19 protein-coding genes are annotated in these 22,422 nt (G+C 67.0%); 10 read left to right on the plus strand and 9 right to left on the minus strand.

The genetic code is table 11. From position 1 onward, the window contains the following. Positions 1-152: 152 nt before the first annotated feature. Positions 153-881, minus strand: coding sequence for an S-methyl-5'-thioinosine phosphorylase (locus tag VA599_RS04595; RefSeq protein WP_021475169.1), 729 nt, complete (start codon positions 879-881; stop codon positions 153-155). Between the two features lie 383 nt (positions 882-1,264). On the opposite strand from VA599_RS04595, the gene hemP reads away from it, so the two are divergent. From hemP to VA599_RS04625, 6 genes are read left to right on the plus strand one after another with little or no spacing between them, the layout of a single operon-like run. Continuing rightward, the gene (gene hemP / locus VA599_RS04600; protein ID WP_046158369.1) at positions 1,265-1,438 is read left to right on the plus strand and encodes a hemin uptake protein HemP; all 174 of its coding nucleotides are present in this window, start codon (positions 1,265-1,267) and stop codon (positions 1,436-1,438) included. A 58-nt stretch (positions 1,439-1,496) separates the two neighbouring features. Continuing rightward, positions 1,497-3,626, plus strand: a complete 2,130-nt coding sequence (locus VA599_RS04605) for a TonB-dependent hemoglobin/transferrin/lactoferrin family receptor (protein ID WP_346787783.1) — start codon at positions 1,497-1,499, stop codon at positions 3,624-3,626. A 53-nt stretch (positions 3,627-3,679) separates the two neighbouring features. Then, a complete protein-coding gene (locus VA599_RS04610; protein WP_346787785.1) occupies positions 3,680-4,714 on the plus strand; it encodes a hemin-degrading factor in 1,035 nt (344 codons plus the stop codon). Continuing rightward, positions 4,704-5,495: a heme/hemin ABC transporter substrate-binding protein gene (locus tag VA599_RS04615; RefSeq protein WP_021475173.1), complete on the plus strand. Its 792-nt coding sequence runs from the start codon at positions 4,704-4,706 to the stop codon at positions 5,493-5,495. Before VA599_RS04610 ends, VA599_RS04615 begins: the two co-directional genes overlap by 11 nt. Then, positions 5,492-6,448, plus strand: coding sequence for a FecCD family ABC transporter permease (locus VA599_RS04620; RefSeq protein WP_051238368.1), 957 nt, complete (start codon positions 5,492-5,494; stop codon positions 6,446-6,448). The genes VA599_RS04615 and VA599_RS04620 overlap by 4 nt, the downstream gene beginning before the upstream one ends. Further along, positions 6,441-7,208 carry an ABC transporter ATP-binding protein gene (locus tag VA599_RS04625; RefSeq protein ID WP_346787786.1) on the plus strand — a complete coding sequence of 256 codons (768 nt, stop codon included), beginning with the start codon at positions 6,441-6,443 and terminating at the stop codon, positions 7,206-7,208. Before VA599_RS04620 ends, VA599_RS04625 begins: the two co-directional genes overlap by 8 nt. 58 nt (positions 7,209-7,266) lie before the next feature. Here VA599_RS04625 and VA599_RS04630 read toward each other — a convergent pair whose 3' ends face one another. The 5 genes from VA599_RS04630 to VA599_RS04650 form a co-directional block, all read right to left on the minus strand. Continuing rightward, positions 7,267-7,809 carry a hypoxanthine-guanine phosphoribosyltransferase gene (locus VA599_RS04630; RefSeq protein ID WP_166441225.1) on the minus strand — a complete coding sequence of 181 codons (543 nt, stop codon included), beginning with the start codon at positions 7,807-7,809 and terminating at the stop codon, positions 7,267-7,269. 59 nt (positions 7,810-7,868) lie between these two features. Continuing rightward, a complete protein-coding gene (gene galU, locus VA599_RS04635) occupies positions 7,869-8,741 on the minus strand; it encodes a UTP--glucose-1-phosphate uridylyltransferase GalU (protein WP_021475177.1) in 873 nt (290 codons plus the stop codon). A 69-nt stretch (positions 8,742-8,810) separates the two neighbouring features. After that, positions 8,811-10,244, minus strand: coding sequence for a tetratricopeptide repeat protein (locus tag VA599_RS04640; RefSeq protein WP_346787787.1), 1,434 nt, complete (start codon positions 10,242-10,244; stop codon positions 8,811-8,813). An 11-nt stretch (positions 10,245-10,255) separates the two neighbouring features. Continuing rightward, on the minus strand, positions 10,256-12,667 hold the full coding sequence (gene ligA / locus VA599_RS04645) for an NAD-dependent DNA ligase LigA (protein WP_346787788.1): 2,412 nt from the start codon (positions 12,665-12,667) through the stop codon (positions 10,256-10,258). Between the two features lie 61 nt (positions 12,668-12,728). After that, on the minus strand, positions 12,729-13,922 hold the full coding sequence (locus VA599_RS04650; RefSeq protein WP_104945319.1) for a cell division protein ZipA C-terminal FtsZ-binding domain-containing protein: 1,194 nt from the start codon (positions 13,920-13,922) through the stop codon (positions 12,729-12,731). 514 nt (positions 13,923-14,436) lie between these two features. On the opposite strand from VA599_RS04650, the gene VA599_RS04655 reads away from it, so the two are divergent. Next, the gene (locus VA599_RS04655) at positions 14,437-14,904 is read left to right on the plus strand and encodes a MarR family winged helix-turn-helix transcriptional regulator (protein ID WP_021475181.1); all 468 of its coding nucleotides are present in this window, start codon (positions 14,437-14,439) and stop codon (positions 14,902-14,904) included. A 21-nt stretch (positions 14,905-14,925) separates the two neighbouring features. On the opposite strand, the gene VA599_RS04660 is transcribed toward VA599_RS04655, so the two are convergent. From VA599_RS04660 to smc, 3 genes are all read right to left on the minus strand, one after another. Then, positions 14,926-15,336 (minus strand): energy transducer TonB, encoded by a 411-nt coding sequence (locus VA599_RS04660; protein WP_158677393.1) that lies wholly within the window; start codon positions 15,334-15,336, stop codon positions 14,926-14,928. 320 nt (positions 15,337-15,656) lie between these two features. Beyond that, positions 15,657-17,036 (minus strand): MFS transporter, encoded by a 1,380-nt coding sequence (locus VA599_RS04665; RefSeq protein WP_346787789.1) that lies wholly within the window; start codon positions 17,034-17,036, stop codon positions 15,657-15,659. Positions 17,037-17,273: 237 nt separating this feature from the next. Further along, positions 17,274-20,762, minus strand: a complete 3,489-nt coding sequence (gene smc / locus VA599_RS04670; RefSeq protein ID WP_346787790.1) for a chromosome segregation protein SMC — start codon at positions 20,760-20,762, stop codon at positions 17,274-17,276. Between the two features lie 127 nt (positions 20,763-20,889). Between smc and VA599_RS04675 the strand changes: the two genes are divergently transcribed. From VA599_RS04675 to VA599_RS04685, 3 genes are read left to right on the plus strand one after another with little or no spacing between them, the layout of a single operon-like run. After that, positions 20,890-21,450: a YqgE/AlgH family protein gene (locus tag VA599_RS04675; RefSeq protein ID WP_021476103.1), complete on the plus strand. Its 561-nt coding sequence runs from the start codon at positions 20,890-20,892 to the stop codon at positions 21,448-21,450. Beyond that, positions 21,434-21,874 carry a Holliday junction resolvase RuvX gene (gene ruvX / locus VA599_RS04680; RefSeq protein ID WP_166441219.1) on the plus strand — a complete coding sequence of 147 codons (441 nt, stop codon included), beginning with the start codon at positions 21,434-21,436 and terminating at the stop codon, positions 21,872-21,874. The genes VA599_RS04675 and ruvX overlap by 17 nt, the downstream gene beginning before the upstream one ends. Then, complete coding sequence (locus VA599_RS04685) at positions 21,874-22,332, plus strand: DUF3592 domain-containing protein (RefSeq protein WP_346787791.1); 459 nt, start codon at positions 21,874-21,876, stop codon at positions 22,330-22,332. Before ruvX ends, VA599_RS04685 begins: the two co-directional genes overlap by 1 nt. The last annotated feature ends 90 nt before the right edge of the window (positions 22,333-22,422 follow it).

The following is a 22,422-nucleotide window of genomic DNA, read 5'->3' on the forward strand; positions in this document are numbered from 1 at the left end:
ATTTATCTATCGGCGCAAATCTCGCAGGGCTTGAGGGCAAGCGCCGCCGCCAGCCCTGCTGCCGCCCCGCGGCCTCGCGGAGCGGAGTGCCGCTTCTAAACGCCATCTGGACAGCCGCGGTTGACACGCCCGCCCCACGATCGCCGTTAAGCTCAGTTGGAAAAAAGGGATTGCAGCGTATTCATCATATCCTGCACGCTCTTGGCGGCCACGGCCGGGTCGAACTCAACCTTGCGCTGGTGGCCCTTGCCGGCCGCCCAGTTGCTGACCAGGCACAAGTGGGCGTAAGGCAGCTCCAGCTCGCGCGCCAGCGCCGCCTCCGGCATGCCGGTCATGCCGACGATGTCCGCGCCGTCCCGTTCCAGCTTGAGGACTTCCGCCGCGCTCTCCAGCCTCGGCCCCTGGGTGCAGGCATAAACGCCGTCATGCACGCCGCTGATGCCGGAACGCTGAATCGCCTCGCGCAGCCGGCGACGCAGGTCGGCGTCATAGGGGCTGGTGAACTCGGCGTGCACCACCGGACGCTCCGGGCCTTCGAAGAAAGTATGCTTGCGCCCCGAGCTGTAATCGATGATGTCGTGGGGCACCACCAGGCGGCCCGGCGCCATGTCCGGGCGAATGCCGCCAACCGTGCCGATGGCGATCACGCCTTTGGCGCCCTGATTGTGCAGCGCCCAGAGATTGGCCCGGTAATTGATTTCATGCGGCGCCAGCGAATGGCCATAGCCGTGGCGGGCGATGAAAACCACATTCTGACCGGACAATTTGCCGAAGGTCAGCGCGCAGGAAGGATCGCCGTACGGTGTGCGCACTACCTGGCGATGCGTGACGTCCAATACCGGCAGCTGGGCCAACCCGCTGCCGCCGATGATAGCCAACATATTCGTTCCCCTTGTTTTCCCGCGCGGGCATCGACTGGATCGCTCCAGATCGAGAGACGGTTTCACCCGCTTTCTTTCACTTGCCGTCTGCTTGATTATGTCTGAATCCCGCTGTTTCAGGATAGTGCGCGGCGCGCGCTCAGCCGGGCTTTCATCGCCATCGCAAACAGACCGATAAAAGACGATGCCCCCGCCTAAGCGCATGCTCCCATTGCAAGCGCGGGCAGGATCACCGCCACGGAATCCCGCATCTGGCGCGGAATATTATCGGCGCGCGCCACCCATGCCCCATGCCAATCGGCATTTTAAACAGCAAATCCAATCCATGAAGAATACATAAGTCACGCCTTGCCGATAAGAATGATAATAGTTATCATTAGCAAATGAACACATATCCTCCTCAGACCATCCCGGTGAAAGCGGCTCCTCCCGCGTCACCGCCGTTGCTGCACAGCCGCCAGCTGTTCGGCGACGGCCGCGAAGTGCTGATCGAGCATCAAGGCGAGATCTACCGCCTGCAGCTCACCCGCAACGGCAAACTGATACTGATCAAATAAACAACCGCAAGCCAGCCGACAGCCAGCCAGCGGAAACAACAACGACATTGGAGTTTCCATGGCCCTGTTCCGAGCCACCCCGCTGGTATTGAGCCTGGCTGCCGCCTGGCCCGCTTTCGCCGACACCGCATCGACGATGGAGACCGTTCAGGTCACCGCCCACCGCAGCGAGAAGCCGCTGGCGGAAACCGCGCCCAACGCCACCGTGGTATCGCGGCACAAGCTGGACGACCGCCTGATACGCGACATCGCCGACGTGGCGAAATACGAACCGGGCGTCGACGTGGCGACGGATCCCAGCCGCCGCGGCAACGCCGGCTGGACCATACGCGGCATCGACGGCAACCGCATCCTGATGCTGATCGACGGCGTGCGCCTGCCAGAGGGCTACAGCGGCCGGCCAGGCATATACGAATCGGGACGCGACGCCGTCGAACTGGAAACCCTGCGCGCGATCGACATCGTCAAAGGCCCGACTTCCAGCCTTTACGGCTCGGACGCCATTGGCGGCGTGATCGGCTACCGCACCCTGACGGCAGATGATTTTGTCCCGGAAGAGAAAGGCGTGGGCGGCAGCATCAAAACCTTCGGCGCGTCCGCAGACCACAGCTGGGGCGCGGCAGGCGCCGTCGCCGCCAAGTCGGAGCGCGGCGACCTGCTGCTGCACTACACCCGCCGCAATGGCCACGAAACGCAAAACCAGGGCCAAAACGCCATTCAGGGTCCCGGCCGGACCGAACCCAATCCCAAAGACTGGCACAGCGACAATTTCCTCGCCAAATTCGGCGCCAACGCCAGTGCGAGCAACCGGCTGGAATTCACGCTGGAGCAATACCAGCGCTCCGCCGATGCCGATCTATTGAACCAGATCACCGCGCGCGCGCCTTACAGCCAGGCCCAGGACCACACCAAGCGCACCCGCGGAACCGTCGCCTGGAAAGCCAAGCAACTGGGGCCGCTGGATGAGCTGACGCTCAAGGTTTATGGACAGCGTCTGGAAAACAGCGATACCGACATCAGCGGCGTCGCCAACGGCAACCGCACCTTCAACGACTACAGCTTCGAGCAGAAAACCGTGGGCCTGAGCCTGGACGCGGTGCAGAGCTTCCAGGCTCTGAACGCGCAACATCAGCTGCTGTGGGGCGTCGATCTCAGCAGCAGCGACACCTCGCGCCCGCGCAGCAAATACGCGATCACTGCGAACAACGCGTCCTCGCTGATGCCGGGCTATCCGAGCAAGCTGTTCCCGGACAGCAAATCCGACCGCCTGGGCTTGTTCGTCAGCGACGATATCAAGTTCGCCAACGGCATCGTGGTTTCGCCGTCCTTGCGCTGGGACCGCTACAAGATGCGTCCGGAGATGGACGCCGCCTACCTGCTGAACAACCCCAATCCGCAAGCCGTGCCGTCGTTCAGCGACCAGGCGTTCTCGCCCAAGCTCGGCATCAGCCTGCCGCTGGCCGACAACTACACCGCTTTCGCCCAGCTCAGCTCCGGTTTCCGCGCGCCGCCGTTCGACCAGGCCAATATGGTCTTCGTCAATCGCGGCATGGGCTATGGCTACCAAGTGATAGCCAACCCGAACCTGAAATCGGAAACCAGCCGCGGCATCGAACTTGGTCTGAAAGGCAAGTGGAACAGCTTCGACTTTGCCGCGACCACGTTCTACAACCGCTATCGCGACTTCATCTCCCTGGTCACCCTGCCCCCCGCCAACGGCCTGATGACTAGCCAATACCAGAACATCGGCCGAACCGACATCAAGGGGGTGGAGGGCAGGATCAACTGGCGCTTCGCCCCGGGCTGGAGCACCAACGCCTCGCTGGCCTACGCTCATGGCCGCAATCTGCAGGACAACACCCATCTGCGCGAAGTGGCCCCGCTGACTGCGGTTTGGGGAGCCCGCTATGACTCGGACCGCTTCGGCGGCGAAGCGCTGCTGCGGGCGGCTGCCGCCAAAAAGACCGACCAGCCGGGCCAGTTCGGCGCGCCGGGCTACGGCACCCTGGACCTGACCGCCTACTGGAAGCCGGCGAAACAGACCGTTATCCGCGCCGGCGTCTTCAACCTGTTCGACAAGAAGTACTGGAAAGACGCCGACGTGCGGAATGTGTCCGGCAGCGACCCGATCGATCTGTACACCCAGCCCGGCCGCAACTTCAGCGCCAGCGTCGAATACCAATTCTGATCCACCACGCGGGCGGCCGCGCCGCCCGCCGCACCCACCGACAGGAGAACACCATGAGCCAGCTATGGGACCGCTACCAAGCCCTCAAAGCCAGCCAGCCCAAGCTGCGCGCCCGAGACGCCGCCATCGCGCTGGACATCAGCGAATGCGAGCTGGTGGCCGCCGATCCGGCTTCCACCCCGCTGCAGCCGGAATGGCAGGCCATTCTCGCCGCCCTCGCCCCGCTGGGCCGGGTGATGGCGCTGACGCGCAACCATGCCTGCGTCCACGAGACCAAGGGCGACTACGCCAATGTCGAGTTCAACGGCAAGGTCGGCCTCGCCATCAACCCGGTGATCGACCTGCGCATCTTCCTGTTCCACTGGCGCCATGCCTTCGCGGTGCGCAGCGAGACGCCGCGCGGCACGCAGCGCAGCCTGCAGTTCTTCGACCACCACGGCGAAGCGGTGCACAAGGTGTACCTGACCGCCGACAGCGACGTCGCCGCCTACGACGAACTGGCGGCGCGCTTCTCCGCGCCCGCCGCCGCGCTGGAGCTGGAGCCTGCCGCCGCGCCGGCCGCCGAGCAGCCCGACGAGTCCATCGACCGCGACGCCTTCCAGGCCGAGTGGCATAGCCTCAGCGACGTGCACGCCTTCCACCCCTTCCTGCGCCGCTGGCAGGTGTCGCGCCGTCAGGGCTTCCGCCTGGCGCCGCAGGGACAAGCCTGGCGCGTGCGCGAAGACGCGGTGGAGCAGCTGCTGCGCCGCGCCGCCGCCATCGAGGCGCCCATCATGGTGTTCGCCGGCAACGGCGGCATGATCCAGATCCACACCGGCCCGGTGCGCAACATCCAGGTAGTCGGCGATTGGCTGAACGTGCTCGACCCCGACTTCAACCTGCACCTGCGCACCGACCTGATCGCCGAAGCCTGGGTCACCCGCAAGCCGGGCGACAACGGCGTAGTCAGTTCGCTGGAGCTGTTCGACGAGCGGGGAGAATCGCTGGCCACCTTCTTCGGCGAGCGCAAGCCGGGCCGCCCGGAGCGCGCCGAATGGGTGAAGCTGCTGGGAGAACTGCCGCCGCTGGAGAAAGCCGATGTCGCGTAAGCCCCTGCTGGCCGGCCTGCTGCTGGCGGCGCTGCCGCTGATCGCCTCCGCCGCCGAGCGGCTGGTGGTGGTGACGCCCGACATCGCCGAAATCGTCGTCGCGCTGGGCGCGGCCGGCGAGGTGGTGGGCCGCGACCGCGGCAGCAAGGAGGCCGAACTGGCCCACGCCCAGGTAGTGGGCTTCTCGCGCGCGCTGAACGCCGAAGCCATCGCCAAGCTCAAGCCCTCCCTGGTGCTGGGCAGCGCCGCCGCCCAGCCGCCTACGCTTTGGCCGCAGCTGAAGAAGCTGAAGCTGCGCGCCGAGGAAGTCAGCGCCCGCGAGGATGGCCGCGACTTCGCCGAGGCCATCCGCAAGGTGGGCTCGCTGCTGGGCCGCGACGCCGCCGCCGCCAAGCTGGCGTCCGACTGGCAGCGCGGCATGCAGCCGCGCGCCGGCCGCGCGCTGCGTTACCTGGTCAGCTACGACGGCAGCCTGGTCGCCGGCAGCGAAACCGCGTCCGACACGCTGATCCGCGCCGCCGGCGGCGTCAACGCCGCGGCCGGGCTGAACGGCTTCAAACCGTTGGCCCGCGACGCCTGGCTGGCGCTGAAGCCGGACGTGATCATCCTGGGCAGCCACACCGCCGCCGCTTACGGCGGCAAGGATGCCTTCGCCAAACGCCCCGAGATCGCCGCCACGCCGGCAGGCAAACAGGGACGCATCTATCTGCTGCCGCCGCAGCAAGGCATGCTGATCGGCCTGGGCAGCCCGGAGGTGGTCGAACGGATGGTGAAGATGTGAGCGGGGCTCGACTGCTATGGCCCGGTCTGGCCGTCGCCAGCGTGGCGCTGCCATTGCTGGCGCTGTCCAGTTCCGCCGGCCAGATGTCATGGCCGAACCTGGCCGATCCGCTGGTCGCCGAGCTGCGCCTGCCGCGCGTGATCGCCGCGCTGGGCGTCGGCGCGGCGCTGTCCGCCAGCGGCGCGGCGCTGCAAGCGCTGTTCCGCAATCCGCTGGCCGACCCTGGCCTGATCGGCACCTCTGGCGGCGCCGCCCTGGCGGTGATCGCGGTGCTGGCATTGGGCCTGTCCGGCCTGTCGCTGCCGCTGGCGGCCTTCGGCGGCGGCCTGGCCGCCACCTGGCTGATCCTGGCGCTGGCGCGGCTGGCCAAGGGCGGCCTGGCCGGCCTGCTGCTGATGGGGCTGGTGGTGGGCGCCTTCTGCGGCGCCGTCTCCAGCCTGATCCTGTTTCTATCCGACGACCTGACGCTGCGCGCGGCCAGCAGCTGGCTGGCCGGCAATCTGGGCGCGTCGCTGCCCGGAAGCCAATGGGCGTGCCTGCTGGCGGCCGGTCTCGGCGTCGCGTTGCTGTGCGCGATAGGCCGCGATCTGGATTGCCTGCTGCTGGGCGAGGAAACCGCGCGCTCGCTGGGCATCGATACCCGGCGCACCCGCCGGCTCGCCGCCGTCGGCGCGGCGCTGGCCACCGGCGGCGCGGTGGCGATGTCCGGCGTGATCGGCTTCGTCGGCATGATGATCCCCAACGCGCTGTCGCTGCTGATCGGCGGCTGCCGCCGCAAGCTGATCCTGACGTCGGCCTGGGCCGGCGCGCTGTTCCTGCTGGCGGTCGACACCCTGGCGCGCAATATCGCCTGGCCGCTGGACCTGCCAGTGGGCCTGATGGCCGCCTTCGCCGGTCCGCCCTTCTTCATCTGGCTTTTCCGCCGTCAACAAGGGAGTCCCCGCGATGCCTGACACCCACACCCTGAAAGCGCGCGAGCTCGGCTACGACATAGCCGGCCGCGCGCTGCTGCGCGACATCCGCCTGGATCTCCCGGCCGGACAGGTCAGCGCGCTGCTCGGCCCCAACGGCGCCGGCAAGACCACGCTGCTGCGCCTGCTGGCCGGCCTGGCCGTTCCCAGCCATGGCGCGGTGCGCCTGGCCGGCCAGTGCGTGTGCAGGATGGATGCGCTGCAGCGCGCCCGCCGCATCGCCTGGGTGCCGCAGCATCTGCCGGCCGACATTCCGCTGACGGTGGCCGAATTCGCCGCGCTGGGCCGCATGCCCTATCTGGGCGCCTTTACCCGCCCCTCTCCCCAGGACCGCGCCGCGGTGGCCGAAGCGCTGGCCATCGTGGAGATGGGCGGCTACGCGTCCAAGCGGCTGGACATGCTGTCCGGCGGCGAGCGGCAGCGGGTGGCCATCGCCCGCGCGCTGGCGCAGCAAGCGCCGGTGATCCTGCTGGACGAGCCGACCAACCACCTGGACCTGCGCCACCAGCACAAGCTGCAGTTGCTGCTGCGCGAGCTCGCGGCCCGGGGCAAAACCGTCGTCCAGGTGCTGCACGATCTGCAACTGGCCGCCGAATACGCCGACCGAGCGGCGCTGCTGGAAGGCGGCCGGCTGGTGGCGGAAGGCTCGCCGCGCGCGGTGCTGACGCCGGAGCGCCTGCTCGAGGTCTACCGCTGGCCGGTGCGGCTCAACCACCCCGCCCCGGACAGGCAGGCCGCCTGAAAAACAAAAGCCGCCTCCCGGATGCCGGGGGCGGCTTTTTCATCGACGGCTCGCCGTGTTACTTCAGCGCGTAGATCGCCGGCAGATTGCGCCAGGCGCCGCGCACGTCCATGCCGTAGCCGAATACGTAGCGGTCCGGCACATCCAGGCCGACGAAGTCCGCCTGCATCGGTTTTTCCTTGCTGATCAGCTTGTTGGCGAACACGCCGCTGTAGAAAGCCTTGGCGCCCATGGCCATCACCTTGTCGCGGATCGCGGCCATGGTGTGGCCTTCGTCCAGGATGTCGTCCAGCACCAGCACCACGCGGTCGCGCACGTCTTCCTTCGGCGCTTGCTTCCACACCAGCTCGCCGCCGTGGGTCTTGTCGCCGTAGCGGGAAACGTGGACGTAGTCGAAGTCCAGCGGGAACTCCAGTCGCGGCAACAGTTGGCCGGTGAACACCACGGCTCCGCCCATCACGGACAGCACCAGCGGGTATTCCTCGCCCAGCTTTGCGGTGATCTCCACCGCCATGCGGTCGACGGCGGCGCTGACTTCCTCCGCGCTGAACAGCACGTCGGCGCTGTTGATCAGGCCGCGGGCTTCGGCAATATTAGGCATGATGACTCCTTGAACAGAACAGGTTGCGCCGCCGGAAAGCGGCGCGAATGAAAAAACTGTCAGTCGAGCTTCAGCTCGCGCAGGAAGGCGGCGAATTCTCCAGCCACCTCATTGTGCTTCAGACCATAGTTGACCGTGGCCTTCAGATATCCCAGCTTGGAGCCGCAATCGTAGCGGGTGCCCTGGAACGGCAGCGCCAGCACCGGCTCGCTCTTCATCAGCGCGGCGATGCCGTCGGTCAGCTGGATCTCGCCGCCGGCGCCGGCGGCGGTGTTGACCAGCTTGTCGAAAATGCGCGGGGTGAGGATATAGCGGCCGACGACGGCCAGATTGGACGGCGCCTCTTCCGGACGTGGCTTCTCGACGATGTGCTCCACGCTCTGGTGGCCCTGCGCGTTTTGCGCCACTTTTACGATGCCGTAGGAGCCGGTCTCTTCCGGTGCCACCGTCTCCACCCCCAGGATGGACGAGTGCGTCTCATCGAACAGGCGCACCATCTGCTCCATCGCGCCCGGCGCGCCTTCGATCAGGTCGTCGGCCAGGATGACGGCGAACGGCTCGTCGCCCACCACCGGCCGCGCGCACAGCACGGCGTGGCCCAGACCCAGGGCCTCAGTCTGGCGGATGTAGATGCAGCTGACCGACGGCGGGATGATTTCCTGCACCAGTTGCAGCAACTTCTGCTTGTTCTTGTACTCGAGCTCGGTCTCCAGCTCGTAGGCCTTGTCGAAATGATCCTCGATCGAGCGCTTGTTACGGCCGGTGATGAAGATCAGCTCGGTCATGCCGGCGGCGATCGCCTCTTCCACCGCGTACTGGATCAGCGGCTTGTCGACAACGGGCAGCATTTCCTTGGGGCTGGCCTTGGTGGCCGGCAGAAAACGGGTGCCCAGACCCGCGACCGGGAATACCGCCTTGGTGATTTTCTTCATATCCACTCCGAAATCAATGTCGATCAGGCTCGATAACAGCGCCGCATTCTAGCCCGACTTCGCTCAAGGTCAAAATGTCTGTTGCCCCGCCAGCGCCTGCGCCACGTCCCGCAGCACCGGCTCCCAGGCGCCTGGCGACGGCTGCCGCCATAATTTCACCGATGGATACCACGGCGCGGTTTCCGCGTCCGAGAGGAAAAACGGCGCGCTCTCGGCCCGCAGCAGCGCCCACACCGGCCGGCCCATCGCGCCGGCCAGATGCAGGATGGCGGTGTCGACGCAGATCACCAGATTCATCTGCGCCGCCAGCGCGGCGGTATCGGCGAAATCGCCTATCGCCGGCTGCGCCACCAATCCCCGCAGTGGCTCCGGCAATTCTCCCGGCTGCAGGGCGAAGAAGTCGATGTCCGGCACGCGGCAGATTTCGGCGAACAGCTCCGGCGGCACCGATTTATGCTGGCGCCAGGCATCGGCGATGCCGACGCCCCAGCGGCCGCTCTCCCATACCACCCCCACCTTCAGGCGCCCGGCGTCCGGCAGCGGCGGCGTATCCGCGGCCACAGGATGCAGGTACGGCTCTACAGGCAGATTATCCAGCGTCGCGCCGAGCAGGCCCGGCAGCGACATCAGCGGCAGCTGGCAGTCGAACGCCGGCGCGGCGTCCAGCGGCAACAATTCAACGCCGTCGAATTGGGCAAACAGGCGGTGGAAGGTTTCCGGGCACGCCAGCAGCAGCCGGGCATCCGGATGCTCGGCGCGCAGGCGCGGCAGAAAGCGCGCCATCTGCAGGCTGTCGCCCAAGCCTTGCTCGGCCCACAGCAGCAGCGCGCGGCCGCCCAGCGGCCCGCCGTCCCAGAGACGGCCGGCATGGCGCGGCTTGAGGATGCTGCGCCAGCGCGCCTCGTACAACGGCCAGGCCTCCGCATAATGGCCAGCCAGCAACAGCGCGATGGACAGGCTAAACTGCAGGTTGGCGTCGTTCGGCGCCAGCCCCAGCCCGCCCTGCAGCACGGCGATGGCGTCGTCCAGCAACAGCGCGCTGGTGCAGACGTTGCCCAGGTTGTTGCAGCGGGCCGGCGTCAAACCGTCCAGCTCGATCGCCTTCAAAAAGCATGCGATGGCGTCCTGGTAGCGCAATTGATGCTGGCGCACCACGCCCAGATTGCTCCAGGCGTCCACGTGGCCGGGTTCCGACGCCAGCGCTTCTTCCAGCAGCTTGCCGGCCAGCTCCAGTTCGCCCAGTTCCTTCAACAATACCGCCAGATTGCTCTTGATGTTGGCCGAGGCCGGATTCAGCGCCGCCGCGGCCATGTAATCGTCCAGCGCGCGCGAGCTGTCTCCGGCTTGCAGACGGGCGCTCGCCCTGTTGGCCAGCGCCTGCCAATCGCGCGGATTGACGAGCAGGCAGCGATCGAACGCCGCGATCGCGCCTTGCCAGTCCCCGGCCGCCACCCGGCGGTTGCCTTCGTCGAAATCCGCCGTCACCACTGTCTTCAAGGCCATGAGAATCTCCGTCAACTTGCCGCCAGCAGCGCCTGCAGACCGGCTTCGTCCAGTATTTCGACGCCCAGCTCCTGCGCCTTGGCGAGCTTGCTGCCCGCCTCCTCGCCCGCCACCACGTAATGCGTCTTCTTGGACACGCTGCCGGACACCTTGCCGCCGGCCGCCTCGATCATGGCCTTGGCCTGGTCGCGGCTCAGCGTGGGCAGCGTGCCGGTCAGCACCAGCGTCTTGCCGTCCAGCGGCAGCGCCGCCAGCTCGGCTGCGGCCGGCAGGCTGGACAGGATCTCGTCCCTCAGGCCGGCCAGGCGGCCCAGCGCCGCGCGGCGGTCCGGCTCGTCCAGCCAGTCGGCCAGCGCGTTGACGACTTCGGCCGGCAGTTCCAGCTCCAGCAGCGCGCGACGCTCGCTCTGGGCCAGCCAGGCCAGGCTGCGCTGCGCGGCCAGTTGCTGGCTGCGCACCTCGGTCAGCCGGGGGATGGCCAGCCGCGCCAGCAGCGACGCGTCGTCCAGCCGCTCGCGCAGCTTGGGAGACGGCGCATGTTCGTCTGCCGGCCTCACTTCGGCCAGCAAGGCGTCCAGCGCTTTTTCATTGTTGTCTTCGGCGAAAAAGTCGGCCAGCGAATCGGCCACCACGCCGCCGATGTCCGGCAGCGCGGCGAACAGCGCCGCCGGGCAACGGCGGGTCAGCGCCATGGCGCCCAGCCAGTCGGCCAGCGTCTTGGCGGTGGATTCGCCGACATGGCGGATACCCAGCGCGAACAGGAGCCGGGCCAGCGGCGGCGTCCGGCTGGCGTCTATCGCCTCGATCAGGTTTTCCGCCCACTTGCTGGCCACCTTGCCGGCCTTGACCGTCTCCGGCGTCGCGCCCTCATCCTCGTCGGCGCGGCGTTTCATCTCCAGCAGGTCTTCCAGCTTCAGCCGGTACAGGTCGGCCACGCTCTTGACGTAACCGTACTCGACCAGCTTGTCGATGTAGCGCTCGCCCAGGCCGTCGATGTCCATCATCCGCCGGCCGGCGAAATGCTGGATCGCCTGGCTGCGCTGGGCGCGGCAGGACAGCCCGCCCGAGCAGCGGGCGATCGCCTCGCCCTCCTCGCGCACCACGTGGCTGCCGCACACCGGGCAGGCTGTCGGCAAGCTATAAGCCGGGTATCGCGGCTCTTCGCCGGCGCTGAACAGATCGCCGCCCTCGGCCGGCTGCATCGGCCGCTGCGCCAGCACCACCGACACCACCTCGGGAATCACGTCGCCCGCGCGGCGCACGATCACGGTATCGCCGACGCGCACATCCTTGCGCCGCACCTCGTCCTCGTTGTGCAGCGTGGCGTTGGTGACGGTGACGCCGCCGACGAAGACCGGCTTGAGCCGCGCCACCGGCGTGATGGCGCCGGTGCGGCCCACCTGCTCCTCGATGGCCTCGACCACCGTCAGCGCCTCCTCGGCCGGGAACTTGTGGGCGATGGCCCAGCGCGGCGCGCGAGACACAAAGCCCAGCGCGTCCTGCAGGTCTCGCCGGTTCACCTTGTACACCACGCCGTCGATCTCGAACGGCAGGCCGGCGCGCCTGGCCTGCACGCCCTCGTAATAGCCGGACAAGCCCGCCACGCCGCTCACTACCGGCCGCAGGCTTTCCTCCACCACCGGGAAGCCCAGCGTCTTCAGCCATACCATCTCGCCGGCATGGGTGGCCGGCCAGTCGGCGCCCTCTACCCGGGCGATGGAATATGCGAAGAACGACAGCCGGCGCTGCGCGGTGATGCGCGAATCGAGCTGACGCAGGCTGCCGGCGGCGGCATTGCGCGGATTGGCGAAGGTCTTGTCGCCGCGTTCGATCTGGTCGGCGTTCAGGCGCTCGAAGTCGCGCTTCAGCATCAGCACCTCGCCTCGCACCTCCAGCAGCGCCGGCGGATTCGCGCCATCCAGCTTCAGCGGAATGGCGCGTATGGTGCGCACATTCTCGGTCACCTGCTCGCCGGCCACGCCGTCGCCGCGGGTGGCGGCGCGAGCCAGGACGCCATGCTCATACACCAGCGAAATGGCCAGACCGTCGAACTTGGGCTCGGTGGCGTACTCCACCTCGGCCAGATCCAATCCCTTGCGCACCCGCTCGTCGAACTGGATCAGCTCGGCGTGGCGCTCGGCCGGGTCGGCCAGCTGCATGTCGGAAAAGGCGTTGGACAAGGACAGCATCGGCACCGCGTGCACGACGCTGTCGAACTCGGCCAGCGGCGCGCCGCCGACGCGGCGGGTCGGGGAGTCGGGGACGGCCAGTTCGGGGCTTGCCTCCTCCAGCGCCTGCAGTTCGCGGAACAGGCGGTCGTATTCGGCGTCGGGCACCGTCGGCGCGTCCAGCACGTAGTATTCGTGGCCGTAGCGGTTCAGCAGCTCGCGCAGCTCGGCTGCGCGCAGTTGGTTTGCGGTCATCGGAAACTCTCGAACGGCAAAAGGGCCGGCAAGGCCGGCCCTGTCATCATAAATTCATCGCTCAGGCGAACAGGCGCAAGGCAGCCACGCTGCCCGGCGCGATGCCGCGGTCGTCCATGCTGCCGTAAATATGCAGCAGCTGGTCGCGGATGCGGGTCAGGCCGGTTTCGCTCAGCACGCGGCGGTTGTCGTCCACCAGCTGCGCGTCGAACTCCTGCGCCAGCTGGCGCGCGAAATACACGGCGCGGTCGAACACGTCGACGCCGCCGGCCACGCGCGGCACGTCGAACAGCAGCGTCAGCGCCGGGAAGGATTTGTCCAGCAGCGTATGGAAGGTGAACGGCATCTGGTCCGCCGCCACCAGCGAATAAAGGGTGTTGCCGGAATCGGCCAGATAATGGAAGGCGCCGTCCGGCTCCAGCTGCAGGCCGGCGGCCTCTACGAAGCTGCGCAGCCGCGCGCCTTCGATCGACGACTTGGGCACGATGTTGATGCCGATCAGCACGTCGACGTCGGCGCAGAAACGGTCCAGCTCGCGCGCGGCCACCAGCTTCTGCTGGCGCTGCGGGAAGCTGACCGCAGCGTCGTGGTCTTCGGCGAAGCGCGACACTTGCTGGCAGAAAGCGGCCAGTTCCTGTTCGGTCACCGCGCCGGAGCGGTCCACCATCTGCATGCTGATGTTGATCTGCTTGTAGCGGGTGCCGGGCAGCGCCTCGGCCACCTTCCACAGGCCGCGCTCGGTGCGGCCGATCAGCTGGGTGCGCTTGCCGACATTGAAGCGCGGCATCGCCGCCAGTTCGTGCGGCTCGTGGAACACCACCTCGGCGATGAAGTCGAGCGAGGGGTCCAGCATCGCCACCACCAGCGCCTGGTGGTCGGCGGAGTCCATCGCCAGCTCGGCCTCGTCCTCTTCGTCTATCACCGGCACATCCAGCTGCTGCGCGGCCGGCTCCTGCCGCGGCGGAAGCGCCTGCTCGCGGACAAAGGGCGTCTGCTCGGGCAGTTGCGGCTCGAACATCGGCTCGTCATCCTCCGGCTCCAGCTCCGCGTCCACCAGCACCGGCTCCATCCGGTCCGCGCGAACGCCGTCGCGAACATTGTTCTTGGGGACGCCGAGCAAAACGTCGTCATGGGCGCGCGCGAACGCCTGCTGCGTCCGCTTGCGGAAACGCCATTCCTGGAACACGTTGAAACCGACAACCAGGGCGATCACGCCGCCGCCCAATATCAATACACCAATCTGCAATTCGCTCATTAGCCAGTCCGCATTAAGGCGAATAATCGAAGCCGCCTATTCCAAAAACCTTCAAGAGCCGTTCACGTCCCGACGCCGCGCCTCCTTGAATCCGCGCCACGCGCCTCGACCGCCGGCCACTTTTGCGGCAATGCTCTTCAGGCAGCTTCCCGCTATTGTCCTGTTCCCGCCCGGCCGCCGTTTCCTTTCTCGGCCGGCCCGCTCTTCGCGGGCATTTCACGCTCATTATAACGAAAGCCCGCCCCGGCGCACCATTTGGCAATGCTTTAAGGCTTGACAAAAACCGATCCCAGACTGGCGTCATGCCGGATTCCAGTCCCTCCCCTGCCCCCGTCGTCCCAACCGCTCGATTTACTGTCAGTCAGGACAGGCCGATCTAGAAAATTTTGTCAGGATGAACATGACATTTCAGACAGGCGAATTTATCCAAAGCGCGTGTCAGAATTGTAGGTGACTCTGTCATAGGGCCTTCTTCTGTACCACTTTTTGCTAGAACAGCACGGGGACTCTTTCGATGAAAAAATCCGATCAAGCCAGTTTCCTCCCTGTCGTGCGCGAACTGTCGCGCACCTATCAGGCCTTTGAACAGTTCGCCAGCTACAATATTCGCCGGCTGGGACTGACACCACCTCAATTCGACGTCGTCACCACGCTGGGCAACAGCCAGGGGATGAACTGCAAGGAGCTGTCCGATCACACGCTGATCACCAAGGGCACGCTGACCGGCGTGCTGGACCGTCTGGAAGACAAGGGCATCGTCACCCGCAGCATGCAGCCCAACGACCGCCGCAGCGTCTTCGTCGCTTTGACTCCTTACGGACAGCAATTGTTCAATGACGCCTTCCCTGCGCATCTGGACTATATGCACAACGCCTTCCAGCAATTCGGCGAGCAGGACCTCTCAGGATTCTGCAGCGAGCTGGGACGCCTGCGCGCCAGCTTCAGCCAAGCGCTGGAACAGCAGGAAAACACGCCGGCCTGAGCCGCCGTGCCGGCAGGGCCGCTAGCGCCCTTCCCCCTCGAAGCGCACCGGCACAGTCAGATCCGACTCCACCGGTTTGCCGTTGCGCTTCGCGGGAACGAAACGCCAGCGCGAAACCGCGTCCACCGCGGCTTGGTCCAAGCGTCGGTAGCCGCTGCCGCGCGCCACGGACACCTCCAGCGCGCGCCCATCCGCGCCGACCCTGACGCTTAGCGTCGCAACGCCCTCTTCTCCCAGTTGGCGCGAACGTTCCGGATAAACCGGCTTGGGATTCCGCAAATACGACGGCGCATACAAGGCCTCGCTGTCGCCCTCGGACTGAACTTGGCTTTTTCCCGAACCATCGACTTTGCCGGCTCCGCTCGCTCCGCCTGAAACCGCAGCTCCGCCAATGCTTGCAATCGCCTGCTCCACTGGCTGCCGTTCTGCCATTTCCGATCCAATCGCTTCCCGCAACGCAGGTGTCTTGCTTGGCGCATCTGTCGCGACCTTTCCGCCGGACTGCGGTCGCTCTCTGGTTTCAACCGTCCGATCCTGCCTCGCAGCGCCATCGTCCATCCCGGACCGCCGACCTGCGACTGCCGCACCGCTCCGTGCCGCCGGACTGGCCGGTTGCAATTCAAGCGCCAACGCCGACGCGCGCGCCGGCAGAGGGACGGATCCGCCGTCCAGCGCCCACCAGGCGGCCAAGGCCGACAAATGGATGGCCGCGGACAACAGCAGCATCCGGCACAAGCGCTTGTCTTCCCCGCTCAGCAACGCATCGCCGCCCCAGTGCGGCTGTACTGCCACCACGCCACCGCGCAGCACAGCAGATAGAACAGGAAGAACATCGCGAACGCCGGCAGAAAGCTGCCGAACCAGCTCAAGGCCGAGCCGAAGGCCTTGGGAATCACGAAACCGCCGAACGCCGCCATCACCGAGCTGACATTCATCGCCGACGCCCCGCGCCGGCCTCCCCGCGCATAGGTCTGCGCCAGACTCTCGCCATCGCGCTGCGCGTCGCGGCCGGCCTGGATCAGGAAAACCTTGGGCGCCAGCTGGTAGGAAGAGCCGTTGCCGACTCCGGCGGCGAAGAAAATCAGCTGGAACATCGCCAGAAACAGCCAGAACGAACCGCCGCTGGCCGCCGACGGCAGGCTCAGATAAACGCCGACGGTGCCCAGCGCCATCAGCAGATTGCTGGCCACCGTGGCAATGCCCCCGCCGATGCGGTCTCCCATCCAGCCGCCCAGCGGCCGCGACAACGCGCAAACCATCGGCCCGACGAACAGATAGGGACTGGCGTCCACCAGGGGGAACATCGCGCGGGCCAGCAGCGGAAAGGCGGCTGAGAAGCCGAGGAAGGTGCCGTAGCTGCCCATGTACAGCAAGCAGATATACCAGGTGTGGGCGTCGCGCATCGCGTCCAGCTGGTCGCGCGGCGTGATCCTCAGCTTGGGCAGATCGTGCGCATACAGCAGGCAGGCCAGCGCGATCAGCACGACCAGCGGCAGCCAGATGTAGGCGGCGTTCTGCAGCCAGACGAAATGCACCTCCCCGCCCCGCCCCCACACCTGCGGCTCGCCGGCCCTCGCGCCGAACAACGGATACAGGATGCACAGCGGAATCAGCAACTGCGCCACCGACACGCCCAGATTGCCGAGGCCGGCATTGAGGCCCATCGCCAGGCCCTTCTCCGACTTGGGAAAGAAGAAGCTGGTATTGGACAAATGCGAGGCGCTGGCTCCGCCGCCGATGCCGCACAAGCCTGCCACCAGCAGCAATTGCCAAAACGGCGAGGAAATATCCTGCACCACCCGGCCCACGCCCCAGGCCGGCAGCAACAGCAGCAAGGTCGACAACCCAAGCCACAGGCCTCCGCCCACCCAGCTCCAGATCCACGAGTAGATCAAACGCATCAGCGCGCCGACCAGCGGCGGAATCGACACCAGCAGGAACTGCTGCTGGCCGGAAATCAGGAAACCGACCGCCGGCAGGTTGACCACCACCATGCTCCACATCATCCAGATGTTGAAGTTCAGATGCAGTGAAAAGATGGACAGCCACAGATTGCGCCGGGCGATGCCGCGGCCGCGGCTCAGCCAGAAAATGACGTTCTCCGGCTCCCAACGTTTGATGCTTACGGTCATGAACGGATTCCACGGTGACGGAACGGCGCGGCCGAACAATTTCGATCAGTCCGACAGGCCGGCGACGCAGTATGCCATCCGCCGTTCCAGCCCGGCCTTGCTCCGCGTCAATACCGGCCAATGCGCCTGTCCACGATCTTTTCAGGGCTTTTGAGCCGGGCTTGCGAGAAACCAGCCTTGCCTGCGCTGCAGCGCATCCGCTGCGGGAAAGCCGCGCGCAGGCTGCCGAAAACAAGCCTAGGCGGTCTCGCGCATCTTCAGCGCTTCGACGATGTCCACCGCGACAATGCGGCTGACGCCCTGCTCCTGCATCGTCACCCCCACCAGTTGCTCGGCCATCTCCATCGTCAGCCGGTTATGGGAAATATAGAGGAACTGGGTGCGCTCGGACATTTGCTTGACCAGATCGCAGAAGCGGCTGGTATTGGCGTCGTCCAGCGGCGCGTCCACCTCGTCAAGCAGGCAGAACGGCGCCGGATTCAGGCTGAATAGCGAGAACACCAGGCTCATCGCCGTCAGCGCCTTCTCGCCGCCGGACAGCAGATGGATGGTGCTGTTCTTCTTGCCCGGCGGCTGGGCGATGATCTGCACGCCGGCATCCAGCAGGTCCTCGCCGGTCAGCACCAGTTCGGCGCGGCCGCCGCCAAACAAGGTGGGGAAGAATTCGCGCATCTTGGCGTTGACCGCGTCGTAGGTGGCCTGCAGCATCTCGCGGGTTTCGCCGTCTATCTTGGCGATCGCCTCTTCCAGCGTCGCCATCGCCTGGTTCAGGTCATCGGACTGGGTCTGCAAGTATTCGCCGCGCTTCTTCGCCTCTTCCAGCTCCTGCAGCGCCGCCAGGTTGACCGCGCCCAGGCCTTCCAGCGCGCGCGCCAACCGGGCGATTTCCGCCGCCAGCGCGTTCGGCTTCACGCCTTCGTTCAGATCGGCCAACAAGGCGGTTTCGTCGGCCTCGGCCTGGGCCAGCTCCTCGGCGAAACGCTCCATCGCCAGCCTGGCTTCCTGATGCTTGAGCAGCCAATCGGAGCGCGCCTCGCGCAGCGCCGGCAGCGCGGCGTTGGCCTCGTGCTGGCGCTGGCTGATTTCGCGCATCCGCTCGGTCAGTTGGTTGAGCCGGTCGCGCGCGGCGGACAGCTCGCCCTCGCGCGCCTCGCGCTCGGCCAGCGCCTGCTGCAGCGCCTCCTCCGGCACCGCCTCATCCACCGTCTCGGACTCGACCGCCAGCGTTTCCAGCCGCTCCTGCAATTGCTCGTCGCGATCGGCCAGCTCGCGGCCGCGGCGAGACAGCTCGGCCACCTTCTGCTCGGCGCTGTGCAAGGCCAGCTTGATCTCGTGCAGCACGCGCTCGGCGTCGCGCGCCTTATTGCGCGTCAGCTCCAGCCGGGTTTCGGCGTTCAGCCGCTCCAGCCTCGCCTCTTCCAATTGCAGCGCCAGCTCTTCCAGGGTCAGCGCCGCCTCTTCGCCCATCAGCTCGGCCTCGGCGATGCCGTCATCGGCATGCTGGCGTTCCTCAGCGATGCGGCTACGCTCGGCCTCGATCGCCGACAGCCGCGCCGCGCCCTGGCGCGCCGCCTGGTCGAGCTTGACGTGCTCCAGCGTGGCGGCGTTCAGCTCCGCCTCCAGCCGGGTCAGCGAACCCTTCTGGCCGCGCACCGCCTCGGCCAGCATATTGCCCATGCTCTGCAGGCTGTCGCGCTTCTTTTGCATGGCGTCGATTTCCGGCCGCAAGGCGTCGGCGCGGGCCGAAGCCTCGTCCAATTGCCGCTTGCGGGCCATCAGGCCGTCGCCGCTGGCCTCGGCGTGGTAACGCACGCTGGCGGCGTCGACGCGGTGGCCTTCCGGCGTCAGCCAGCACTCGCCGGCGGCCAGCTCGCCGCGGTGGGCCAGGGCGACATCCAGCGTATCAGCCAGATACACGCCCGACAGCCAGTCGGCCAGGGCCGCGTCGAACGGCGCTTGCGCCTTCACCTCGGCCAGCAGCGCCGGCCAGCCGCGCGCGGGCAGTCCGGCCGCCGCGGCGCGACGGCCATCCACCAGGGCCAGCGCCGCCGGCGGCTGCGCATTCGGCAGGCTCGCCGCGCGGGCGGACAGGCGCTCGCCCAGCGCCGCTTCCAGCGCCTGCTGCCAACGCGCGTCCACCTGCAGCGATTGCCATAGCTGCGGCGCGTCGGCCAGGCCATGCTTGTCCAGCCAGCCAGCCAGCTGCTCGTCCGCCGCTTCGCGCTGCAGCAGCGCCGCCAGCGCGGCGGCTTCGGCCTCGGCGCGCGCCAGCTCGGTGCGCTTGGCGGCCAGCTGCTGGTCCAGTTTCTCGCGTTCAGAAGCCAGGTCCGCCTGCTTGGCCTCGTCGGCCACCAGCCGCGCGCGCACCGCGTCCAACGCTGCCTTGGCCTTGCCGACCTCCTGTTGCGCCGCCTCCAGCGCATGGTGCTCGGGCAGGTTCAGATCGGACAATTCGCGCGTCAACGCGGCGTCGCGGCCGTCCAATTGCTGCATGCCGCGCTGCCAATGCTCGATCTTTTGCCGCGACAGGTCGCGCTCGCGGGTCAGGTTGGCTTGCTGCGCGACCAGCTGCGACTGCCGCTGGTCCAGCTGGCGGAACGCGGCCTCGGCGGTCGGCAGCTCGTCGGCGCCGTCCTCCAGCGCCATCTGCGCCTCTTCCTGCCGCAGCTGCGCCTCCTCCAGCCTGGGCAGCCAGTCATCCAGCTCGGCCTCCACCTGCTGGCGGTTGTCGGCCAGTTGCTGGCGCTCGCCGCGGGCGGCCAACAGGTCGCGCTCCAGCCGCTGCCGGCTCTGCTCGCGGTGGCGCTGCGCCTCTTCCAGCCGCGCCAGCTGCGCGTTGGCCTCGAACAGCCGCTGCTGCGCCTCGTGCACCGCGTCGCTGGCGGCGAAATGCTGCTCGCGCACCGTTTCCTGCTCGGTTTCCAGATGGGTGACCGCCGCCTCGAAAGCGGCCTCTTCGGTTTCGATCCGCGCCAGTTCGCCGCGGGCATTCGCCTCGTTGCGGGCCGCCTCCTCGCGCCGCGCCAGCGCCAGCAGATTCTGCTTGTGGGTCAGCGCGCCGCGCATGTCGTGGTATTGCGAGGCCACCTCGGCCTGCTCGGACAACCGCTCCACCTGGCGCTCCAGCTCCTGCCGCAGGTCGGCGATGCGTTCCAGGTTGGCGCGGGTGTCGCCCAAGCGGTTTTCGGTCTCGCGGCGGCGCTCCTTGTACTTGGACACGCCGGCCGCCTCTTCCAGATAGGCGCGCAGCTCTTCCGGCCGCGCCTCGATGATGCGCGAGATCATGCCCTGCTCGATCACCGCGTAGCCGCGCGCGCCGACGCCGGTGCCGAGGAACAGGTCGGTGATGTCGCGCCGCCGCACCTGCTGATTGTTGATGTAGTAGCTGGATTCGCCCTGCCGCGTCAGCACCCGCTTGATCGCCACTTCGGCGTACTGGCCCCAGGGCCCGGTCAGCTGGCCGTCGCCGTTGTCGAACACCAGCTCCACCGAGGCGCGCGACACCGGCTTGCGGCTGGACGAACCGTTGAAAATCACGTCCTGCATGGATTCGCCGCGCAGTTGCTTGGCCGACGACTCGCCCAACACCCAGCGCACCGCGTCGATCACGTTCGACTTGCCGCAGCCGTTGGGGCCGATCACCGCCACCAGTTGGCCCGGCACCGCGATGCTGGTGGGATCGACAAACGACTTGAAGCCGGCGAGCTTGATATGGGTCAGGCGCAAAACATCCTCGCTGCGAGATTAGGGCGAATTGTTCATTTTATCAGGCCGCCGCCGGCGACGCTCGCGCCGGAGAAAACGGCAAAATGCCGCTAGCCAGCCGGCATGGCAGTTGTGCCATAATGGCCGTATGGAATCCTTATCGCTGTCCCATCATTTCCTGATCGCCATGCCCGGCATGGGCGACCCGCTGTTCGCCAAGTCGCTGGTCTATCTGTGCGAGCACGGCGAGCACGGCGCCATGGGCCTGATCATCAACAAGCCATCCGGCATCGCCATGGCCCAGCTGTTTGATCAGATCGACCTGCCGCTGGACGACGAAGACACCCGCACCGGCCTGGTCTACTTCGGCGGCCCGGTGCAGCCGGACCGCGGCTTCGTGCTGCATCAGCCGGCCGACAACTGGCAGTCCAGCCTGATGGTCACCGACGACATCGCGCTGACCACGTCCAAGGACGTGCTGGTGGCGGTGTCCGAGGGCAAGAAGCCGGAAAAGCTGCTGATCTCGCTCGGCTACGCCGGCTGGTCGGCGGGGCAGCTGGAAAAGGAAATCGCCGACAACGGCTGGCTGACGGTGCCGGCCGAGCCGTCCATCGTGTTCGACCTGCCCTACGAAGAACGCTACGACGCCGCCATGGCGCTGCTGGGCTTCGACCCCTCCCTGCTGTCGTCGGATGTCGGCCATGCCTGAAGGTTGCGCATTGGCTTTCGATTTCGGCGAGCGCCGCATCGGCGTCGCCGTCGGCGATACGATTCTCGGCATTCCCCATCCCCTGGCCACGATAGACACCGCCGTCACCGACGAGCGCTTCGCCGCCATCGCCAAGCTGATAGAAGAGTGGCAGCCCAAGCAGCTGGTGGTGGGCCTGCCCATGCACCCGGACGGCGAAGAGCATCAGCTGTCCGCGCTGTCGCGCCGCTTCGCCAACCGTCTGAAGGGCCGCTTCGGCCTGCCGGTATGGCTGGTGGACGAGCGCTACACTTCTGTAATCGCCGAGCAGCTGCTGGAAGAGGCCGGCGTCAAGAAAGGCCGCAAGCAGAAACCGGCGCTGGACCAGGTGGCCGCCCAGGCCATTCTCGCCGGCTGGTTCGAACAGCCGGGCACTGCCGTCTGATGCCGTTAAAGCTCATCTCCTTGCTGTTGATCGCCATCGGCATCGCCGGCTTCTGCTGGCTGTGGCGCCAGGCGCAGCTGGCCAACGCGGCGCAGGACTGGCCGATCGCGACCGGCGCGGTCGAGCGCAGCGAAGTGGAATGGCGGCAGCGCCGCGGCGGCGATCACAGCGACCAGCGCGAATACCGCGCCGACGTCGTCTACCGCTATCAAGCAAACGGCCAGACCTATCGCGCCGGCAACATCCGCATTCCCGACGCCGGCTTCGGCGGCAGCCAGACGCTGGCGCAGGACACCGCCAACCGCTACCCCACGGGCGCCGCGGTGCAGGTGCGCTACAACCCGGCCAACCCTCGGCAGGCCTGCCTGGAAGCCGGCGCGCACTGGAGCGTGCGAGCTGGCCAGCTGCTGACGCTGCTGTTCGCCGCCGCCGGCATCGCCCTGCTGATCCGGGGGTGAACCCCTTCCCCAGCCTGGGCGCCTCCGCCCTCATTCCCGCTGAAGTTCCCTGCAAGTCTTTGTTTTGTTAGAAGCTATTAAGCGCCATTG

It is taken from the genome of Chromobacterium indicum (genome assembly GCF_039708975.1).
Classification (GTDB): domain Bacteria; phylum Pseudomonadota; class Gammaproteobacteria; order Burkholderiales; family Chromobacteriaceae; genus Chromobacterium; species Chromobacterium piscinae.